Here is a 20531-nt window from a genome sequence, read left to right as displayed (position 1 = left end):
TTGCGGGAGGGATCAGGCTTCGGCTTCCACCACCACCTTGACGGTGGTTTCGACATCGGCGTGCAGGTGGATGACCACCTCGTACTCGCCCACGTTGCGGAAGGCGCCTTCGCCCAGGATGACTTCGCTCTTTTCCAGCGGCAGGCCGGCCTTGGTGAAGGCTTCGGCGATGTCGCGCGGGCCAACCGAACCGAACAGCTTGCCTTCGGTCGAAGCATTGGCGGCAACGGTCACGCTCTTGCCTTCCAGCGCAGCCTTGCGGGCTTCGGCGTCGGCCAGGATCGAGTCGGCCTTGGCCTGGTACTCGGCGCGCTTCTCTTCCAGCTCGGCAACGTTGGCGGCGGTAGCCGGCAGGGCCTTGCCCTTCGGGACGAGGAAGTTGCGGCCGTAGCCCGGCTTCACATCAACGATGTCGCCCAGACCGCCGAGGTTGGTGACCTTCTGGATAAGAATCAGCTTCATGGTGCAGCTCCAATATGTGTATTCGTTAGCGAGGCAGGCCCCGCAGCGTTTGGCTGTCCGAATATCCGAACGGTAGACCCGGAACCGCCCGCTGCCAGACGGCGCGGGCGGTGGGGACTACGAAAGCGGCGACCGGGGTCGCCGGCTTCCATCAGACGTCGTGGTTGTCGGTGTACGGAATCAGGGCCAGGAAACGGGCGCGCTTGACGGCCGTTGCGAGCTGGCGCTGGTACTTCGACTTGGTACCGGTCACGCGGCTCGGCACGATCTTGCCGTTCTCGGTGAGGTACTGGCGCAGGGTGTTGAGATCCTTGTAATCGATCTCCTTGACACCTTCAGCCGTGAACTTGCAGAACTTGCGGCGACGGAAGAACTTGGACATGGCAGTGCTCCTTAGGCGGCCGAAGCGGCGTCGTCGCCGGCATCGTTGTCAGCGGCGGGGGTGGTTTCGCCTTCTTCGTCATCACGACGACGACGCTCACCACGCTCGGGCTTGTCGCCCTTCTCGTCCTTGCTCTTCATGATCAGCGACTGCTCGGTATCGGCGCCCGGGCGCACGATGACCAGGTTGCGCAGCACGGCATCGTTGAAGCGGAAGCTCTCGGTCAGTTCGCTCAGCACGGCCTGGTCAACTTCGATGTTGAGCATGACGTAGTGGGCCTTCACCAGGTTCTGGATCGGGTAGGCCAACTGACGACGGCCCCAGTCTTCCAGACGGTGGATGGTGCCGTTGCCGTTCTCGACCAGCGCCTTGTAGCGCTCGATCATGGCCGGAACCTGCTCGCTCTGGTCCGGGTGGACCATGAACACGACTTCGTAATGACGACTCATGTGTATTTACCTTTCGGATGTGGCCCTTCCGGGCCGGACAGCCCCCCGCAGGTGAACGCGGTGGAGCAAGGGTCCTGCCAGGAATCAGGCAGGAAGCCGCGCATTATCGCAGCAGAAAGTGTTCCGGGCAAGCCGGGCGGCGCCCGGGGCCGGATTCAGGCCTTGTCGGCCTCGGTGGTGAAGCTCTCGCCGCAGCCGCATTCGGCGGTGGCGTTCGGGTTCCTGAACGTGAAGGTTTCGCTCAGGCCCTGCTTGCCGAAGTCGATCTCGGTGCCATCGACCAGCGCCAGGCTGTCGGCATCCACGTAGATGCTCACCCCATCCTGCTTGAAGATGGTGTCACCCGGGCGCTCGTCGCGTGCCAGGTCGGTGATGTGGCCCCAGCCCGAGCAGCCGGTGCGGGTCACGCCAAAGCGCAGGCCCAGGGCACCCGGGGTCTGGGCCACGAATTTCTGGACACGGGTGAAGGCAACAGGGGTAAGGGTGACAGCCATGACGGACGACTCCAGCAGATGGGGCACATTATAGGTCCACGGTCCAGCCAGAAATGCCTCGCAAGCAGAACGCTGCAACCGTTAAACTCCTCGTTCAGAGATCGAGTCGATCAATAGAGGATTCAAGTCATGACGGTGGTCAGCGTTGAACATGCGCTTGCCGGGAAGATCCCGGAAGGCGGCGAGGCAACAGTACGGGGCTGGGTACGTACGGTGCGCGGGTCTGCGGCGCTTGCCTTCGTCAATGTCACCGATGGCTCCTGCTTCGCCCCCATCCAGGTGGTGGCCAATGACACGCTGGGCAATTTTGACCAGGTGAAGGCGCTGACCCCGGGCTGCTCGGTCATCGCCCGCGGCACCCTGGTCAAATCCCAGGGCAAGGGCCAGTCGTTCGAGATCCAGGCCAGCGACATTGAGATCGTCGGCCTGGTCGAAGACCCGCTGACCTACCCGATCCAGCCCAAACCGATGAGCGCCGAGTTCCTGCGCGAAGTGGCCCACCTGCGCCCGCGCACCAACCTGTTCGGCGCGGTGACCCGCATCCGCAACTGCCTGGCCCAGGCGGTCCACCGGTTCTTCCACCAGAACGGATTCAACTGGATCAGCACCCCGATCATCACCACCTCCGACGCCGAGGGCGCCGGGCAGATGTTCCGCGTCTCCACGCTGGACATGGTGAACCTGCCGCGGACCGCGCAGGGCGAGGTCGATTTCAGCCGCGACTTCTTCGGCAAGGAAACTTTCCTGACCGTGTCCGGCCAGCTCAATGTCGAGGCCTACTGCCTGGCACTGAGCAAGGTGTACACCTTCGGCCCGACCTTCCGCGCCGAGAACTCCAACACCACCCGCCACCTGGCGGAGTTCTGGATGATCGAGCCGGAAATCGCCTTCGCCGACCTGGCCGAAGACGCGCGCCTGGCCGAGCAGTTCCTGAAGTATCTGTTCCGCGCGGTGCTCGACGAGCGCGGCGACGACCTCGCCTTCCTGGCCGAGCGCGTGGACAAGAACGCGATCCAGAAGCTGGAAGACTTCATCAACGCGCCGTTCGAGCAGATCGACTACAGCGAAGCGGTGAAGCTGCTGCAGAACTCCGGCAGGAAGTTCGACTTCCCGGTCGAATGGGGCCTGGACCTGCAGACCGAACACGAGCGCTGGCTGACCGAGGAACACATCGGTCGCCCGGTGGTGGTGACCAACTACCCCGAGCACATCAAGGCCTTCTACATGCGCCTGAACGACGACGGCAAGACCGTGGCCGCGATGGACGTGCTGGCCCCGGGCATCGGCGAGATCATCGGCGGCAGCCAGCGCGAAGAGCGCCTGGATGTGCTTGATGCGCGCATGGCGCAGTTCGGCCTGGACCCGGCCCACTACGGCTGGTACCGCGATTTCCGCCGCTACGGGTCGGTGCCGCATGCCGGTTTCGGCCTGGGCTTCGAGCGCCTGGTGGTGTACGTGTGCGGGCTGGGGAACATCCGCGATGCGATCCCCTACCCGCGCGCACCGGGCAGCGCCGAGTTCTGATCCTTTCCACGGAGGCACGCCCATGACCCTGTTCTTCGCGCTGTGCTTCGTCGGCGTGGCGATCGCCGGGTTCAGTGCCTTCGTGATTTTCTGGCCGCTGACGCTGGTGCATATCCGCGACCGCCACCCTGCCCTGGCCGACCGCTTCGGCAGTGGCGCATTCCTGCGCCCGGACGCACTGCGCTGGCTGCTCGGCCGTGATTACCGCGATACCCCCGACCGTTCGCTGTCGGGGCTGGCCACGCCGGCCTGGCTGTCGCTGCTCACCCTGCTGGCCGGACTGGGCATGGCCGCCCTGCTCTGGCTGCTTTCGATGGTACTCACATGACTGACATCACCGCCCCCCACGACCAGTGGTTCCTCGCCAGCCTGGGCAACACCCTGATCTGGGCACGCCTGCGGGTCCGCCCGGGCGGCACCGCCGAAGTGCTCGACAGCGACGGCAATACGCTGAGCTACGACAGTGAAGACACCGCCCGTTCGCAGCTGTTCGACGCCGAGTTCGTGGCCTTTGACGGCCTGGACGAGGAAGACGCGCTGATCCGCGGCTTCAGCCTGCACGAAGTCAGCCCGCCGCAGGCCGACAGCGACGACGCGCTGCGCGGCCACATGGTGATCAGCCTCGGCGCGCGCGCCTGAGCTGACCATGTTCATCCCGGCCGACTTCGTTGAGACCGACCTGGCCTGGCTGGACCGCCTGCTGGAACGCGATGCGTTCGTCACCGTGGTCACCACCGGCAGCGACGGCCTGCCGCAGGTCACTCTGCTGCCGGTGGTGTATCGGCGCGATGGCCAGGACATCCTGATAGAAGGGCACTGGGCCCGGCCCAATCCGCAGGCCGGCCACGCCGGACCAGCGCTGTTACTGGTGCACGGCCCGCACGGCTATGTGTCGCCGGGCTGGTACCCGGACAAGGAGGCCCAGGCCCGAGTGCCGACCTGGAACTACGCGGCCGCAGAACTGCGCGGCACGCTGGAACCGGTGACCGATCCGGACGTCCTGATCGACATGCTGGACCGGCTCAGCGCCACCTACGAAGCGCAGGTTGGCGGTGACTGGGACCTGCTGCCGATCGAGCCGCGCCAGCGACGGATGCTGGCCGGCATCGTCGGCTTCCGCTTCCGCGCCCAGCAGGTGCAGATCAAGCTCAAACTGAGCCAGAACCATCCCCAGGCCAACCAGCGCAGCGTGATCGACGCGCTGTCGGCACTCGATTCTCCTCCTTCGCATGAGCTGGCGCAGTGGATGCGCCTGAAACTAGAGGTACCGCACCCATGAAAGACATCCACAAGCTGCTGCAGAACAACCGCGACTGGGCCGACCGGATCGAGAAGGAAGACCCCGAGTTCTTCCACCAGCTGGCCAAGCAGCAGCATCCGGAATACCTGTGGATCGGCTGTTCCGATTCGCGCGTGCCGGCCAACCAGATCATCGGCATGGCCCCGGGCGAGGTGTTCGTGCACCGCAATGTGGCCAACGTGGTGGTGCACACCGACCTGAACTGCCTGAGCGTGATCCAGTACGCGGTGGACCAGCTGAAGGTGAAGCACATCCTGATCGTGGGCCACTACGGCTGCGGCGGCGTGCATGCCAGCCTCAACAACACCCGCGTGGGCCTGGCCGACAACTGGCTGCGTCATGTGGGCGATGTGGCGCAGAAGCATGCGGCCATCATGGACGCGATCGAAGAGCCGGAGCTGAAGCACGCGCGGTTGTGCGAACTGAACGTGATCGAGCAGGTGGTCAACGCCTGCCGCTCGACCATCGTGCAGGATGCCTGGGCACGCGGCCAGAAGCTGATGGTGCACGGCTGGGTCTACAGTCTGAAGGACGGCCGGGTGCGCGAGATGGGTATCGACGTGGGCAGTCCCGAAGAGCTGCAGCCGGCCTATGAGAAGGCTCTCTCCTACGTTCCGCGCCACGGCCGGCGCGACTGACCTTTCCTGCAGGAAGCCCATTCCCATGCTCGCGCCCCCCATCAACCTGCTGGGCTGGATCGAAGAAAACCGCCACCTGCTCAAGCCGCCGGTGGGCAACAAGATGATCGAGAACGGTGACTTCATCATCATGGTGGTGGGCGGGCCGAACAGCCGCACCGATTTCCATTACGACGAAGGCCCGGAGTGGTTCTACCAGCTTGAAGGCGAAATGCTGCTGAAGGTGCAGGAAGACGGCGCGGTGCGGGACATCCCGATCCGCGCCGGCGAGATATTCCTGCTGCCCGGCAAGGTGCCGCATTCCCCACGCCGCCCGCCCGGCGGCATTGGCCTGGTGGTGGAGCGCAAGCGGCTGGCTCACGAACGCGACGGTGTGATGTGGTTCTGTGAGCGCTGCAACCACAAACTGTACGAGGTGTTTTTCACCCTCGAGAACATCGAGACCGACCTGCCGAAGGTATTTGCCGAGTACCAGGCCTCGCTCGAGTTGCGTACGTGCGCCGCGTGCGGGCACGTGGATCCGTTGCCGGCGACCTGAGCCGCCCCCTGCGCGAACGGCAGCCAGGCAAGCCTGGCTCCACGGGTGAGGGAAAGACCGGGCATATGACGTTCCAGCATGTCGTTTTCGCTCCCCATGTCGGATTCATCCCATAGGCCAAGCAGATAGATAAACTGTGTTTTCACAGACAACATCTATCGCCCAATGTCCGAGCTCCTCAGCCGCACCCATGCCACCGCCCTGGACGCCGCCGACCCGCTGCGTGCGCTGCGCGCTGAATTCGTGTTCCCCCAGCACAACCACCGCGACCAGACCTATTTCGTCGGCAACTCGCTGGGCCTGCAGCCGCGCGCGGCCAAGGCGGCGGTGCAGGAGGTCATGGACAAATGGGGCGCGCTGGCCGTGGAAGGCCACTTCACCGGCGAAACCCAGTGGCTGGGCTACCACCGGCTGGTGAACCGGCAGCTGGCCCAGGTGGTAGGCGCCCTGCCCAGTGAAGTGGTCGCGATGAACACGCTGAGCGTGAACCTGCACCTGATGATGGTCAGCTTCTACCGGCCCACGGCCGAACGCCCGGTGATCCTGATGGAGGCCGGCGCCTTTCCGACCGACCGCCACGCGGTGGAATCCCAGATCCGCTTCCACGGCTTCGACCCGGCCACCGACCTGGTCGAAGTCCAGCCGGATGAGCCCAACGGCACGATCTCGCTGCGGGCCATCGAGCGCGCCATCACCCAACACGGCAAGCGCCTGGCGCTGGTGCTGTGGCCGGGTGTGCAGTACCGCAGCGGCCAGGTGTTCGACCTGGACGCGATCACCCGCATGGCCCGCCTGCAGGGCGCCCGGGTCGGCTTCGACCTGGCCCACTCGGTCGGCAACGTGCCGCTACAGCTGCACGACATCGCCCCCGACTTCGCCGTGTGGTGCCACTACAAGTACCTCAACAGCGGCCCCGGTGCCGTGGCCGGCTGCTTCGTGCACGAACGCCACCACCGCGACACCCGCCTGCCGCGGTTCGCCGGCTGGTGGGGCCACGAGGAAGCCACCCGGTTCAAGATGGCCCCGCAGTTCGTACCGACGGTGGGCGCCGAAGGCTGGCAGCTCAGCAACCCGCCCGTGCTGGGCCTGGCCCCGCTGCGGGCCGCGCTTGACGTGATCGACAAGGCCGGCGGCATCCAGGCTCTTCGCGACAAGTCGCTGCAGCTCACCGGGCTGCTCGATGCGCTGGTGCGGGCACGCCTTCCCGGCGTGCTTGAGGTGCTTACCCCCAGCGAACCGGAACGCCGTGGCTGCCAGCTGTCGCTGCGCGTGGTCGCGGGTCGCGAGCGCGGTCGCAACCTGTTTGAATACCTGCAGACCGTGGGCGTACTGGGCGACTGGCGCGAACCCGATGTGATCCGGATCTCGCCGACCCCGTTGTACAACCGCTACCTTGACCTGCACCACTTCGTCGAGGAAGTGGAATCCTGGGCCGGCCTGTAAGCCGCCCTCCCCCCCTCCTGCGCGGAACCGCCTTGATCGCTACCCCCCATCGCTCCCTGAGCATCATCGGCGCAGGCCTGGCCGGCTCCCTGCTGGCCATCCTGCTGTCCCGCCAGGGTTGGCGGATCACCCTGTACGAACGCCGCGGCGATCCCCGCATCAGCGACTACGAATCCGGCCGATCGATCAACCTCGCCCTGGCCGAGCGCGGCCGCAATGCGCTGCGCCAGGCCGGGGTTGAAGACGCGGTGATGGCCAAGGCGGTCATGATGCGCGGGCGCATGGTGCACCCGCGCCAGGGCGAACCGCAGCTGCAGCGCTATGGCCGCGACGACAGCGAAGTGATCTGGTCGATCCACCGCAAGGACCTCAACACCACCCTGCTGCAGCTGGCCGAAGATGCGGGCGCGCAGGTGCACTTCCACCGCCGGCTGCATACGGTGGATTTCGATGCGGGCTACGCGCGCTTCATCGACGACCGCGACGACCATCCGCACGATATCCGTTTCGACACCCTGATCGGGGCCGACGGTGCCGGCTCGGCGCTGCGTGCAGCGATGAACCGCAAGCATCCGCTGGACGAGCGCACCGAGTTCCTCGACCACTCGTACAAGGAACTGGAAATTCCGCCGACCGCTGACGGCGGCTTCCGGATCGAGGCCAACGCCCTGCACATCTGGCCGCGTGGCAATTACATGTGCATCGCGCTGCCCAATGACGAAGGCACCTTCACTGTCACGCTGTTTCTGCCCAACGAAGGCAATCCGAGTTTCGCCACCACCACCAGCGGTGCCGAGGCCGAGGCGCTGTTCGCGCGCGATTTCCCCGATGCGCTGGCGTTGATCCCGAACCTGCGCCGCGATTGGGAGGAGCACCCACCCGGCCTGCTCGGCACCCTGCACCTGCGCCAATGGCACCTGCAGGGCCGCGCGGTACTGCTTGGCGATGCAGCCCACGCCATGGTGCCTTTCCACGGGCAGGGCATGAACTGTGCGTTCGAAGACTGCGTGGCATTGGCCCGGCACCTGCTGGAGCAGGATTCGCTGGCCCGGGCGTTCTCCGCGTTCGAAGCCGAGCGCAAGCCCAACGCCGAAGCAATCCAGCAGATGGCACTGGAAAACTACCTGGAAATGCGCGATCGCGTGGCCGACCCGGCCTTCCTGCTGCAGCGCGAGCTTGAGCAGCAGTTGCAGGCGCGTTGGCCAACCCGGTTCGTACCGCACTACACCATGGTCACTTTCCTGCACACGCCGTACGCGGTGGCCCTGGAACGCACCGAACTGCAGCGGCGCATCCTGGAACAGGCCACCGCCGGCCACGACAGCCTGGAACATATTGACTGGGACGCGCTGGAGCGCGTGATCCATGCCCAGCTGACCGTGCTGGAGGGCGCGCACTGATGGCCGACAGCTTCCTGTTCTATGATCTGGAAACGTTCGGCCAGGATCCACGCCGCACCCGCGTGGCGCAGTTCGCCGCGATCCGCACCGATGCCGATCTCAACACGGTCGATGAACCGGTGAGCTTCTACGTCAAGCCGGCCGACGACCTGCTGCCCTCGCCGATCGCCACATTGATCACCGGCATCACCCCGCAGCATGCGCTGGCCGAAGGCGTGAGCGAGGCCGAGGCGTTCGCACGGATCAATGACCTGATGGCGCGCCCGGGCACCTGCACGCTGGGCTACAACACGCTGCGCTTCGACGACGAGTTCGTCCGCCACGGCCTGTTCCGCAATTTCTTCGATCCCTACGAACGCGAGTGGCGCAACGGCAACTCGCGCTGGGACCTGCTGGACATGCTGCGGCTGGTGCACGCGCTGCGCCCGGACGGCATCGCCTGGCCGCAGCGCGAAGACGGCGCCACGTCGTTCAAGCTGGAGCACCTGGCGCTGGCCAATGACGTGCGCCAGGGCGACGCGCACGAGGCGCTGTCCGACGTGTACGCCACCATCGGCATGGCACGCCTGTTCAAGCAGGCCCAGCCACGGCTGTGGGACTACGCCCTGAAGCTGCGCGACAAGCGCTTCGTCGGCAGCCTGCTCGACGTGGACGCCCTGCAACCGGTGCTGCACATCTCCATGCGGTACCCGGCCCAGCGCATGTGCGCCGCGCCGGTGATGCCGATCGCGCGCCACCCGCATATCAACAACCGGGTGATCGCGTTGGACCTGGAAGGTGACATCGATGGGGTGCTGGCCCTGCCGGCCGAAACGCTGGCCGCACGCCTGTACACGCGCGCCGCCGACCTGGCCGAGGGCGAACAGCGCGTACCGCTCAAGGAAGTGCATCTGAACAAGGTACCGGCGCTGGTGGCCTGGAACCACCTGCGCCCGGCCGACCATGCCCGGATGGGCATCGACGTGGCGATGGTAGACGCCAATGCCGCGCGCGTGCGCGAGGCCGGCCCGGCGCTGGTCGAGAAGGTGCGGCAGGTGTACGGCGGCGAGCGCGTGGCCACGGTCAGTGATGTGGATGCTTCGCTGTACGACGGCTTCCTGGCCGACGGCGACAAGGCCCTGATGACCCGCCTGCGCACCAGTCCGCCGGCCGAGCTGGCCGGTTTCGCCGAGCGGTTGAAAGACCCGCGCATGCCGGAGCTGCTGTTCCGCTACCGCGCACGCAACCACCCGCAGACGCTGGATGCCGGCGAGCGCGGACGCTGGAACGAGTACCGGCGGCGGCGCCTGCTCGGCGAGGCCGGGCTGGGCGAGCAGACGCTGCCCGACTTCCGCGCGCAGTTGGACGCCTTGGCGGTGGAACATGCCGCCGACCCGGCCAAACTCGCCCTGTTGCAGCACCTGCGCGACTGGGGCACCGACCTGGAGCAGAGCCTGTGAGCACTTATTTCACCCCCGCCAGCTTCACCTTCCTGCGCGGGCTCGCGCGCAACAACGACAAGACCTGGTTCAACGAGCACAAGCCCAAGTACGAGCAGCACGTCCGCCAGCCGTTCCTGCAGCTGATCAGCGACCTGCAGCCGGACCTGGCGGCGGTGAGCGGGCACTTCCGCGCCGACCCGCGCGGCGTAGGTGGCTCGCTGTTCCGCATCTACCGTGATGCGCGCTTTTCCAACGACAAGTCGCCGTACAAGACCTGGCAGGGCGCGCGGCTGTTCCATGAACGGCGCAGGCAGGTGCCGGCGCCCTCGTTCTACATCCACCTGCAGCCAGGCGAGAGCTTCGTCGGCGCGGGCCTGTGGCATCCCGAGCCGGCCACCCAGCGCAAGGTGCGCCATTTCATCGTGGACAACCCCGGCGCATGGAAGGCAGCCGCGCATGCGCCGGCGCTGCGGAAGAAGTTCGATTTCGAGGAAAGCGAAAAGCTGGTGCGGGCACCGCGTGGGTTCGAGCCGGATTTCGAATTCATTGATGACCTGAAGCATCGCAACTGGGTGTTCTGGCGCTCGCTGGATGATGCCACCATGACCGGGCCGAAGCTGCGGCAGACGCTGGCAAAGGATCTGGTGGCGTTGGGGCCGTTTGTGGATTATCTGTGTGCGGCATTGGATCTGGAGTTTTGAGCGCGATGAAGAAGCTGCTTCTGCTGCTGGGGCTGGTCGTGGTGCTGCTGGCGGGCTGGCTGGTCAGCGGGCCGTATTTGACCCTGCGTGGGCTGGCCGGGGCGATCGAGCAGCGCGATACCTCCCAGCTGGACCGGTATGTCGACTTTCCGATGCTGCGCGCGAACCTGCGCGCACAGCTGGATGACTACGTGGTGCGCCGCGCCGGGCCGGACGTGCAGTCCAACCTGGTCGGGGCGCTGCTGCTGACCGCCGGGCAGAAGCTCAGCGGCACGGCAGTGGATGCGATGGTCACGCCGGCCGGGATCGGTGCGTTGATGGAAGGCCATACGCTGTGGAAGCGGGCCAGCAACGACCTCGAGAGCAATGACGCGTATGCAGCCCCGCGTGCGGCGCGGCCGCTGCAGGGGGCCACGCACCGGTTCGAGTCCACGTCACGATTCACCGCCACCACGCACACGGCACAGGGCGCGCCGGTGGTGTTCGTGCTGCAGCGGCAGGGGTTTCGCTGGAAATTGGTGAATATCGAGCTGCCGCTCGATTGATCGGTGTCACGACCAACGGTCGTGACCTACCCATGTATCCGCCCGACCGTGATGTCGCGGCCAACGACGTGGCATCCCGATGTGTCCGCCCGACCGTGATGTCGCGGCCAACGGACGTGACATCCCGATGTGTCCGCCCGACCGGTAGGTCACGACCGTTGGTCGTGACCGCCTTCAATCGTTGGCGACGCCGTGTGGCACGTGGCCGGCGGCCACGCTGAGGTGCTGGCGGGCGCTGTCGATGTTGTGCTGTGAGTCGTCAAAGAAGATGTCCGCGCCGAACGCTTCCAGGAACGGGCCCTTGTGGCGGCCGCCCAGGAACAGCGCTTCGTCCAGGCGCACGCCCCATTCGCGCAACGTGCGGATCACCCGCTCATGGGCCGGCGCCGAGCGCGCGGTGACCAGCGCGGTCCGGATCGGCGCATCTTCGCCCGACGGGAACACTGCCTGCAGCGTATGCAGGGCCGACAGGAAGTTGCGGAACGGACCGCCACTGAGCGGCTCACGGGCGTTTTCGCGCTCGTGCCGGCCGAACGCTTCCACGCCCTGCTCGCGCGAGATGCGCTCGCTTTCATCCCCGAAGATCACCGCGTCGCCATCGAAGGCGATGCGCAGCTGGCCCAGCGGCTGGCTCAGGTCGACCGGTTCGGCTGCGGCGAGGGTCTCGCCGGGTGGCTTGGGCAGGATGGTCGCTGCGGCGATGCCATGGCGCAGCGCACGCCGTACCGATTCCGGGTTGGCCGACAGGAACAGATCGGTCCCGAACGGCTTCACGTACGGCCAGGTCGGCTCGCCAGCGGTGAAGGTGGCGCGGATGATGCCCAGGTCGTAGTGCTGGATGGAATTGAAAATGCGCAGGCCGGTATCGGCGGAATTGCGCGACAGCAGGATGACCTCCACCCGCGGCGATTCCGGTGACTGGCCCTGGTTGAGCGCCAGCAGCTTGCGCACCACCGGGAACGCCACCCCGGGGCGAAGCACATCGTCCTCGTGCTTGCGCTGGTATTCGGCATAGGCGTCCACGCCTTCGGCCTCGAACAGCGCGTGCCCCTCTTCCAGGTCGAACAGCGCGCGCGAGGTCACGGCAACGGTCAGCAAACGGGGGGTGTTGTCGCCCATGGCGGTCAGAAATCCTTCAAAACATGAATTGTTCGCTGAGGATCCGGTCTTCGAGGTTGTGCTCCGGATCGAACAGCAGGGTCACCCGACGCTCGCGCGACTCGCGGATGGTCACTTCCACCACGTCGCGGGTCTCGTGCGAATCGGCGGTCACGCTGACCGGGCGCTTGTAGGGGTCGAGTACGCGGAAGCGTACTTCGGTATCGGCCTTCAGGATCGCTCCCCGCCAGCGCCGCGGCCGGTACGGGGCCAGCGGGGTCAGCGCGATGGTGTGCGAACCCAGCGGCAGGATCGGGCCGTGTGCGGAGTAATTGTAGGCGGTGCTGCCGGCCGGGGTCGCCACCAGCACGCCATCACCGATCAGCTCGGCCACCCGCTCCTGTCCATTGAGGTCCACGCCGATGTGCGCGGCCTGCCGGGTCTGGCGCAGCAGCGACACGTCGTTATAGGCCAGCGAGCCGGTGGTGGTGCCCGATTCGGTCAATGCCAGCATTTCCAGCGGGCGCAGGTTGGCCGGTTCGGCCACCGCCAACCGCGCCGGCAGGTCGCCGTCGTCTTCGCGGTACTGGTTCATCAGGAAGCCCACCGTGCCCAGCTTCATGCCGAACACCGGCCGCCCCAGCGCGCCGTGGCGGTGCAGGGTCTGCAGCATGAAACCGTCGCCACCGAGCGGGCACAGCACTTCGGCCTGTTCCGGCGGGTGGTCGCCATAGCGGGCTACCAGCGCCGCGCGGGCCTGCTGGGCCGCTTCGGTGGCGCTGGCAAGAAAGGCGATGCGGGGGGTATCGCTCATGGGCGTTCCGGGTGGGGCATGGCCCAGAGTATGCCGCATCGACCCACGGGCGATACCTACTGGTAGATCACGACCGTTGGTCGTGATTCAACAAAAAGGCCCCGCCAATGGCGGGGCCTTTTGCTTTTGCGCCTCAGCGCAGGTTACGCACCGTGGGCCGCCAATTGGCCCAGGCGCTGTACCGCCACCGAAACCGTCGGGTAGTCGAGCGTCTTCTGCTCGGCCAGCTCCTGCAGCATCGACAGGGTGAAGCGCAGGCTGCTGTCGTCACGGCCGATCCACGCCGCAACCTTGGCTTCGGCGCTGCCACCCTTCATCGACAGCACCTGGGCGGCCAGGTTGCGATGATGGGCAGCCAGCTCGTCGCGCAGCACGCCACGGGCCACGGCGTGCCAGCGGCCGTTGACCTCCAGCGCGTCGATCTGTTCGAACAGCCACGGCAGCTGCAGGGCGTCGCCCAGGCGGAAGTGGACCTTGGACACGTCCACCGGCTTGAGCTTGCGGGTCCGTGCCAGTTCGATGATGTCGAACGCCGGTTCCAGGAACTGCAGCTCGGACAGCTGCTGTGCCAGTGCCGGCGGCAGGCCCTTCTCCTTCCACTCCTGCACGCTGGCCTCGTACGCCGGGCGCTGTGCATCCGGCAGCACGCCCGAAGCGACACGGATGTCGTTGAACGGAGCCTGGTAGCGGTTCACCGCCTCGGTGATGCCCGGCATCGCGCCGGGGCGGAACAGCAGCCAGCGCACGAACGAACGCTGCAGCTTCCAGATCACTTCCAGCGCATCGATCTGCACCGACTCCGGCAGGGTGCCGTCGAGCGCATCGATCTGCGCCCACAGCGCACGCGCATCCAGCGTTTCGCGGCTGATGGTGTAAGCCTTGGCGACCTCGGCGATGGTGCGGCCGGTGTCCTCCTGCATGCGCATCAGGAAGGTCGCGCCCATGCGGTTGATGGTCTGGTTGGTCACGGCCGTGGCGATGATCTCGCGCTTCAGGCGGTGACGTTCCATCGCATCGGCATACTTCTTCTGCAGCGGCGTCGGGAAGTAACGCAGCAGTTCCTTGGAGAGGTAGGGATCTTCCGGGATGTCCGATTCCAGCAGCTGCTGGAAGGCCACCAGCTTGGAATACGACAGCAGCACCGACAGCTCCGGTCGGGTCAGGCCCTGGCCACGCGCCTTGCGGGCCGACAGCTCGGCATCGGTCGGCAGGAACTCGATCTGGCGATCCAGCAGGCCCTGCTTTTCCAGGGTGCGGATGAAGTGCTGCTTGGAGCCCAGGCGCTTGACCGCCATCCGCTCCATCAGGCTGAGGGCCTGGTTCTGGCGGTAGTTGTCGTTGAGCACCAGGTCGGCCACTTCGTCGGTCATCGACGCAAGCAGCTTGTTGCGCGCGTCCACGGTCAGCTTCCTGGCCCGCACCACATCGTTGAGCAGGATCTTGATGTTGACTTCGTGGTCGGAGGTATCCACGCCGGCCGAGTTGTCGATGAAGTCGGTGTTGAGCAGGACGCCGGCCTGGGCGGCTTCGATGCGGCCCAGCTGGGTCATGCCCAGGTTGCCACCCTCGCCCACCACCTTGCAGCGCAGCTCGCCACCGTTGACGCGCAGCGCATTGTTGGCGCGGTCGCCCACGTCGCTGTGCTGTTCGGTGGCGGCCTTCACGTAGGTACCGATGCCGCCGTTCCACAGCAGGTCCACCGGCGCCTTCAGGATGGCGCTCATCAGGTCGTTCGGCGACAGCGCCTTGATGCTGTCGTCCAGGCCCAGCGCTTCACGCACCTGCGGGGTGATCTCGATCGACTTCAAGGTGCGCGGGTACACGCCGCCGCCCTTGCTGATCAGCTTGGTGTCGTAGTCGGCCCAGCTGGAACGCGGCACGGTGAACATGCGCTCACGCTCGATGAACGAGGTGGCCGCATCCGGGTTCGGGTCCAGGAAAATGTGGCGGTGGTCGAACGCGGCGACCAGGCGGATGTGGCGCGACAGCAGCATGCCGTTGCCGAACACGTCGCCGGACATGTCACCGACGCCCACGGCGGTGAAGTCCTGGGTCTGGCTGTCACGGCCCAGCGCACGGAAGTGGCGCTTGACCGACTCCCACGCACCACGCGCGGTGATGCCCATGCCCTTGTGGTCGTAACCGACCGAACCGCCGGACGCGAACGCATCGCCCATCCAGAAGCCATGCGCGATGGCAAGGCCATTGGCGATGTCGGAGAAGGTCGCGGTGCCCTTGTCCGCGGCCACCACCAGGTACGGGTCGTCCATGTCATGGCGCACCACGTCCACCGGCGGCACGATCCTGTTGTCGACGATGTTGTCGGTGATGTCGAGCAGGCCCTGGATGAACAGCTTGTAGCAGGCCACGCCGTTGGCGAACACCGCATCGCGGTCACCGCTCGCCGGCGGGGTCTTGGCGAAGAACCCCCCCTTGGCACCGACCGGCACGATCACCGTATTCTTGACCATCTGCGCCTTGACCAGGCCCAGCACTTCGGTACGGAAATCTTCGCGACGGTCCGACCAGCGCAGACCGCCACGGGCGACCGCGCCGAAGCGCAGGTGGGTACCTTCCACGCGCGGGCCGTACACGAAGATTTCGCGGTACGGGCGCGGCTTGGGCAGGTCCGGCACCAGCGCCGAATCGAACTTGAAGCTGATCACGTGACCCGGGCGGCCCTGTGCATCGGTCTGGTAGTAGCTGGTACGCAGGGTGGCGTCGATGACGCCCATGAAGCTGCGCAGGATGCGGTCCTCGTCGAGGCTGGACACGCGGTCCATCAGCTTGACCAGCGCCTCCCGCGCAGCGTCCATCTGCGCCTTGCGGTCGCCCTTGCGGGCATCGACCACGGTCTTGATGACCTTGAGGGTGGCCTCGTCGCCGTTGGCCAGCACGGTCAGGTGCGCGCGCAGGTCGGCCTGGCCTTCGGCAATGGCATCCTTGTCCTCATGCCCGGTGGCCGGGTCGAAGCGGGCTTCGAACAGCTCCACCAGCAGGCGGGCCAGCAGCGGGTAACGGGTGAAGGTGGCTTCGACATAGGCCTGCGAGAACGGCACGCCGGTCTGCAGCAGGTACTTGCAGTAACCGCGCAGCATCGCGACCTGGCGCCAGTGCAGGCCAGCGGCCAGCACCAGGCGGTTGAAGCCGTCGTTCTCGGCGTCGCCGTGCCAGACGCGGGCGAAGGTTTCACCGAAGGCGGCATCGGCGGCGGCGGCATCGATCGCCCCGGCAAGCGATTCCACTTCGAAGTCCTGCACATACACCGGCGCGTTGTCCACGCTCAGGCGGTACGGGCGCTCGGCGATCACGCGCAGGCCCATGTTCTCCATCATCGGCAGCGCGTCCGACAGCGGAATGTCGTCCAGCTGGCGGTACAGCTTCAGGCGCAGGCCATCGCCTTCTTCGCGGTGCACGGCCTGCAGGCTCAGGCGCAGGTCGTCCGGGCCGGTCAGCGCATCGAGCTGGCTGACGTCGTTGGCCGCGATCTCGGTGCTGGAATCTTCGATGTACCCAGCCGGCAGCGCCTTGCCGATACGGGCCGCAATGCGCAGGCCTTCGCTTTCACCGTGGCGGGCCACCAGTGCTTCGCGCAGGTCGTCCTGCCAGTTGCGCAGCACCTGGGCCAGCTTCTGCTCAAGCACGCTGGTATCCACTTCCAGGGTCTGGCCAGCCTTGGGACGCACGATCAGGTGCACCTGGGCCAGCGGCGATTCGCCCAGCACCACCGAGCTGTCCACGTATTCGCCCTGCAGCGCGTCCTTGAGCATCGCTTCGATGCGCAGGCGCACGTCGGTGTTGAACCGCTCGCGCGGCAGGTACACCAGCGCGGAAATGAAGCGGCTGTACTTGTCACGGCGCAGGAACAGGCGGCTGCGCACGCGCTCCTGCAGGCCCAGCACGCCGATGGCGGTGCGGTACAGCTCTTCCTCGCTGGACTGGAACAGCTCTTCGCGCGGCAGGGTTTCCAGGATGTGGCGCAGTGCCTTGCCGCTGTGGCTGGCCGGGGCCAGGCCCGACTTGCTCATCACGTATTCGTGGCGCTGGCGCACCAGCGGGATTTCCCACGGCCGGCGGTTGTAGGCGCTGGAGGTGAACAGGCCCAGGAAGCGCTGCTCGCCGATGATCTTGCCCTTGGCGTCGAATTCCAGCACGCCGATGTAATCCATGTAGCCGGCGCGGTGCACGCGCGAACGCGCATTGGTCTTGGTCAGGATCAGCGCGTCCTTCAACCCGGTGGTGGCATTGAGGCCCTGCGCGGCCAGCGTCTTGACCGGGCGTGCGGCGGACTTGTCCTTGCCGCGCATCAGGCCCAGGCCGGTGTCGTTCAACGGCGCCAGCACGTCTTCCTTGCCCTGCTTCTCCACGCGGTATTCGCGGTAACCGAAGAAGGTGAAGTGGTTTTCGGCGGCCCAGCGCAGGAACGCCTGGGCCTCGGCGCGCGAGGCGTCGTCGACCGGCAGCTGGCGCGTGCCGAGGTCGTCGGCCAGGGCCAGCGCCTTGCTGCGCATGGCCTCCCAGTCGCCGACGATGGCCCGCACCTCATCCAGCGCTTTGACGATGGCCTGCTCGACATCGGCCATGGCGTCAGCCGGCTGGCGGTCGATTTCCAGCAGCATCACCGATTCGGCGGTGCCGTCGCCCACGGTCGACAGCTTGCCGGCCTTGTCGCGGGTGAAACGGATCACCGGGTGGCCCAGTACATGCACGCCTACGCCATGTTCGGCCAGGGTCATGGTCACGGTGTCGACCAGGAACGGCATGTCGTCGTTGACGATCTGCAGCACGGTGTGCGCCGATTCCCAGCCATTGGCCTTCATCGTCGGGTTGAACACGCGCACGTTGGCCTTGCGGGCCTTGCGCACGCGGGCGAATTCGAGGGTGTCGCCGGCCAGTGCGGCCCACTCTTCAGCGGTGTGGTGCGGGAACTCGTCCGCTTCCATGCGCTTGTAGAAGTCTGCGGCGAACGCCAGTGCCTCGGCCTGCCCGGCCGCCGGGTAACGCTTGCGCAAGGCCGTGTACACCGGTTCCAGCGAGAAGCCCACTGGTGAAACAGTCTGCGTATCGGCTGGTTTGGTCGTTTTCTTCACGGTCTTGGCTGCTGTTTTTTGCGGTTTCATGGCAGAGCGGTGCGTGTTGCCCAGTTGGAAAGATGAAATTGTAGCCCTACCGCATGAAAAGGCCTTGCTGCAGGACGGAATAAGGTTTTTCAGTTGGGTGGCGTTTACATCGCATGCCACCTGTGCGCTCCGGTACGGACGCGCATGGCAGTGCATGCCGGTTGCCAGCATCGGCACACGACGTGGCACGGTGACGACATCCTGGCCGACAGTGCCGAAAGCAACGCTTCACCAATTCTGAACTGGACGGTATAGTCCACCGCGTGAACTCCCCTGTCCCTGCCGCCGCCTTGCTGGACGCGCGCGACCATCGCGTGTTCGACGCCGTGCGCGATCTGATGGCGACCCAGGGCATGCAGCTGAGCATGGAGTCGGTCGCCCAGCACGCAGGGTGTTCCAAGCAGACCCTCTACAGCCGCTACGGCAGCAAGCAGGAGCTGCTGCGCCGGGTACTGCAGCGCCACCTGTGCCGGGCCACGGCCGGACTGCGTGCGCTGGAGGGCGATGACCTGCGCGGGTCCCTGCTGCAGTTCGCCTTCGACTACCTGGAGCACTTCAACGAGCCGCACGTCATCCAGGCTCGTCGGCTGATTGCGGGAGAGTCGGCCCGCTTTCCCGAAGAAGCACGTTCCCTGTATCGGGATGGCGCCGGGGCACTGACCCTTCACCTTGCTGAATGGCTACAGCATCGTATTGAGGACGGCCTGCTGCGGCATGACGACCCGCACTTCATGGCTGAACTGCTATTGAGCATGATCGCCGGACAGGATTTAGAGAAACAGCGCTTTCACATCCCCCACCGTGCCGACGCCCCGCAGCGGCGCCGGTGGGCCGAATTTTCCGTGGACAGTTTCCTGCGCGCGTTCGCTGCGCCCGAGGCGATCCGCTTACCGCATTCAAACCAACACCGGAGTTTCTCCTGATGATCGCCCCACTCCGCACCCTCGCCCTGACGTGCGCTGTCGCCGTCGCGCTGACCGCCTGCAAAAAGCCGGAGCAACAGACGCCGCCGCCGCCGGAAGTGGGCGTGATCGAAGCCAAGGCCGATACGCTGCCGCTGCAGCGTGAGCTGGTCGGCCGCCTGTCGCCGTACCGCAGCGCCGACGTGCGTGCCCGCGTCCCGGGCGTGCTGCTCAAGCGTGTCTACCAGGAAGGCCAGGATGTGAAACAGGGCCAGGTGCTTTTCCTGATCGACCCGGCGCCGCTGCAGGCGTCGTTGAACGCCTCCCAGGCCGAACTCGCCTCGGCGCAGGCAACCTATGCCAACGCCAAGGCCGCTGCGGCGCGCGCCCGTTCTCTGGCCCCGCAGAAATTCGTGTCCAGATCCGACCTGGACACGGCCGAAGCCGCCGAACGCACCGCCGCCGCCGCCGTGCAGCAGGCGCAGGCGGCGCTGGCCAACGCAAAGATCAACCTCGGCTATGCACAGGTAACCTCTCCCATCGACGGCCGCGCAGGCAAGCAGCAGGTTACCGAAGGCGCGCTGGTCGGTCAGGGCGACATCACCCTGCTGACCACCGTCGACCAGCTGGACCCGCTGTTCGTCAACTTCTCGATGAGTTCGGACGAGCTGACCCAGCTGCGCCGAGCGCAGGCTGCCGGTGCCGTGTCGCTCAGCGGCGATGGCAAGTCCACCATCCAGGTGAAGCTTGCCGATGGCACGATGTATGACCAGCCGGGCACGCTGGATTACTCCTCGGCGGTGGTCGATCCGTCCACTGGCGCGGTGACCCTGCGCGCGGTGCTGCCCAACCCGCAGCAGATCCTGCTGCCGGGCGCATTCGTCAGCTTCCAGGCCGTGCTGGGCGAGCGCAAGAACGCGTTCCTGGTGCCCCTGCAGGCGCTGCAGCGCGATACCACCGGCGGTTATGTGATGGTGGTGGGCAAAGATGGCAAGGTCGTGCGCAAGAATGTGGTGACCGAAGGACAGCAGGGCAGCAGCTGGCTGGTGAGCAGCGGCCTGGAGCCGGGCGACAAGGTGATCGTGGCTGGCGTCCAGAAGGTCAAGGAAGGCGCTCCGGCCTCGGCCAAGCCGTGGACCCCGACCGCTGCCAACGGCAACGGCGCCGCCCCGGCGGGCGCCCCATCTGCTGCCGGCACCGCACCTGCGGCGCAGGCCGATGCCGCCGCCGCACCCGCCGATCCGGCCGCCAAGCCTTCCGATGGCGCTCCGGCTGCCGAACCGACCAAGCAATAACGGGA

Annotated in this window: 20 protein-coding genes; 13 read left to right on the top strand and 7 right to left on the bottom strand. The window is 66.3% G+C overall.

Going from position 1 to position 20531, the window contains the following annotated elements:
- Positions 1-12 precede the first annotated feature (12 nt).
- The 4 genes from rplI to ACTJI4_RS10860 form a co-directional block, all read right to left on the bottom strand.
- Complete coding sequence (gene rplI / locus ACTJI4_RS10875) at positions 13-462, bottom strand: 50S ribosomal protein L9 (protein WP_392921654.1); 450 nt, start codon at positions 460-462, stop codon at positions 13-15.
- Between the two features lie 151 nt (positions 463-613).
- On the bottom strand, positions 614-844 hold the full coding sequence (gene rpsR, locus ACTJI4_RS10870; protein WP_002804494.1) for a 30S ribosomal protein S18: 231 nt from the start codon (positions 842-844) through the stop codon (positions 614-616).
- A gap of 11 nt (positions 845-855) precedes the next feature.
- Positions 856-1293 (bottom strand): 30S ribosomal protein S6, encoded by a 438-nt coding sequence (gene rpsF / locus ACTJI4_RS10865; protein WP_068852876.1) that lies wholly within the window; start codon positions 1291-1293, stop codon positions 856-858.
- A gap of 155 nt (positions 1294-1448) precedes the next feature.
- Positions 1449-1787, bottom strand: coding sequence for a HesB/IscA family protein (locus ACTJI4_RS10860; RefSeq protein ID WP_392921650.1), 339 nt, complete (start codon positions 1785-1787; stop codon positions 1449-1451).
- A 129-nt stretch (positions 1788-1916) separates the two neighbouring features.
- Between ACTJI4_RS10860 and asnS the strand changes: the two genes are divergently transcribed.
- The 11 genes from asnS to ACTJI4_RS10805 all read left to right on the top strand — a co-directional run bounded on the left by asnS (position 1917) and on the right by ACTJI4_RS10805 (position 11297).
- Positions 1917-3311, top strand: a complete 1395-nt coding sequence (gene asnS / locus ACTJI4_RS10855) for an asparagine--tRNA ligase (RefSeq protein WP_392921647.1) — start codon at positions 1917-1919, stop codon at positions 3309-3311.
- A gap of 22 nt (positions 3312-3333) precedes the next feature.
- Positions 3334-3639: a hypothetical protein gene (locus ACTJI4_RS10850; protein ID WP_093532547.1), complete on the top strand. Its 306-nt coding sequence runs from the start codon at positions 3334-3336 to the stop codon at positions 3637-3639.
- Positions 3636-3950 (top strand): hypothetical protein, encoded by a 315-nt coding sequence (locus ACTJI4_RS10845; protein WP_440869346.1) that lies wholly within the window; start codon positions 3636-3638, stop codon positions 3948-3950. Before ACTJI4_RS10850 ends, ACTJI4_RS10845 begins: the two co-directional genes overlap by 4 nt.
- Positions 3951-3957: 7 nt before the next feature.
- Entirely contained in the window at positions 3958-4590 is a 633-nt protein-coding gene (locus tag ACTJI4_RS10840) for an FMN-binding negative transcriptional regulator (RefSeq protein ID WP_392921639.1), read from the top strand.
- On the top strand, positions 4587-5249 hold the full coding sequence (gene can, locus ACTJI4_RS10835; protein ID WP_068852892.1) for a carbonate dehydratase: 663 nt from the start codon (positions 4587-4589) through the stop codon (positions 5247-5249). Before ACTJI4_RS10840 ends, can begins: the two co-directional genes overlap by 4 nt.
- A 25-nt stretch (positions 5250-5274) precedes the next feature.
- Positions 5275-5787, top strand: a complete 513-nt coding sequence (locus ACTJI4_RS10830; protein WP_392921635.1) for a 3-hydroxyanthranilate 3,4-dioxygenase — start codon at positions 5275-5277, stop codon at positions 5785-5787.
- Positions 5788-5952: 165 nt separating this feature from the next.
- The gene (kynU, locus tag ACTJI4_RS10825; protein ID WP_440869345.1) at positions 5953-7230 is read left to right on the top strand and encodes a kynureninase; all 1278 of its coding nucleotides are present in this window, start codon (positions 5953-5955) and stop codon (positions 7228-7230) included.
- A 32-nt stretch (positions 7231-7262) separates the two neighbouring features.
- On the top strand, positions 7263-8630 hold the full coding sequence (locus ACTJI4_RS10820) for an FAD-dependent oxidoreductase (RefSeq protein WP_392921629.1): 1368 nt from the start codon (positions 7263-7265) through the stop codon (positions 8628-8630).
- On the top strand, positions 8630-10069 hold the full coding sequence (gene sbcB, locus ACTJI4_RS10815; protein ID WP_440869344.1) for an exodeoxyribonuclease I: 1440 nt from the start codon (positions 8630-8632) through the stop codon (positions 10067-10069). The genes ACTJI4_RS10820 and sbcB overlap by 1 nt, the downstream gene beginning before the upstream one ends.
- On the top strand, positions 10066-10752 hold the full coding sequence (locus ACTJI4_RS10810) for a DUF2461 domain-containing protein (protein ID WP_392921623.1): 687 nt from the start codon (positions 10066-10068) through the stop codon (positions 10750-10752). The genes sbcB and ACTJI4_RS10810 overlap by 4 nt, the downstream gene beginning before the upstream one ends.
- Positions 10753-10757: 5 nt before the next feature.
- Positions 10758-11297, top strand: coding sequence for a DUF2939 domain-containing protein (locus ACTJI4_RS10805; protein WP_440869343.1), 540 nt, complete (start codon positions 10758-10760; stop codon positions 11295-11297).
- A gap of 174 nt (positions 11298-11471) precedes the next feature.
- On the opposite strand, the gene ACTJI4_RS10800 is transcribed toward ACTJI4_RS10805, so the two are convergent.
- The 3 genes from ACTJI4_RS10800 to ACTJI4_RS10790 form a co-directional block, all read right to left on the bottom strand.
- A complete protein-coding gene (locus ACTJI4_RS10800; protein ID WP_392921616.1) occupies positions 11472-12416 on the bottom strand; it encodes a 5'-nucleotidase in 945 nt (314 codons plus the stop codon).
- A gap of 16 nt (positions 12417-12432) precedes the next feature.
- Positions 12433-13209, bottom strand: a complete 777-nt coding sequence (locus ACTJI4_RS10795; RefSeq protein ID WP_392921613.1) for an NAD kinase — start codon at positions 13207-13209, stop codon at positions 12433-12435.
- 143 nt (positions 13210-13352) lie between these two features.
- Positions 13353-18329 carry an NAD-glutamate dehydrogenase gene (locus tag ACTJI4_RS10790; protein WP_440869342.1) on the bottom strand — a complete coding sequence of 1659 codons (4977 nt, stop codon included), beginning with the start codon at positions 18327-18329 and terminating at the stop codon, positions 13353-13355.
- A gap of 263 nt (positions 18330-18592) precedes the next feature.
- On the opposite strand from ACTJI4_RS10790, the gene ACTJI4_RS10785 reads away from it, so the two are divergent.
- Positions 18593-19252: a TetR/AcrR family transcriptional regulator gene (locus ACTJI4_RS10785; RefSeq protein WP_392921608.1), complete on the top strand. Its 660-nt coding sequence runs from the start codon at positions 18593-18595 to the stop codon at positions 19250-19252.
- Positions 19252-20526, top strand: coding sequence for an efflux RND transporter periplasmic adaptor subunit (locus tag ACTJI4_RS10780; protein WP_392921605.1), 1275 nt, complete (start codon positions 19252-19254; stop codon positions 20524-20526). Before ACTJI4_RS10785 ends, ACTJI4_RS10780 begins: the two co-directional genes overlap by 1 nt.
- The last annotated feature ends 5 nt before the right edge of the window (positions 20527-20531 follow it).

It is taken from the genome of Stenotrophomonas sp. 22385 (assembly GCF_052045085.1).
GTDB lineage: Bacteria > Pseudomonadota > Gammaproteobacteria > Xanthomonadales > Xanthomonadaceae > Stenotrophomonas.
The sequence above is the reverse complement of the archived record's forward strand: the minus strand, read 5'-3'. Positions and strand labels throughout refer to the sequence as shown.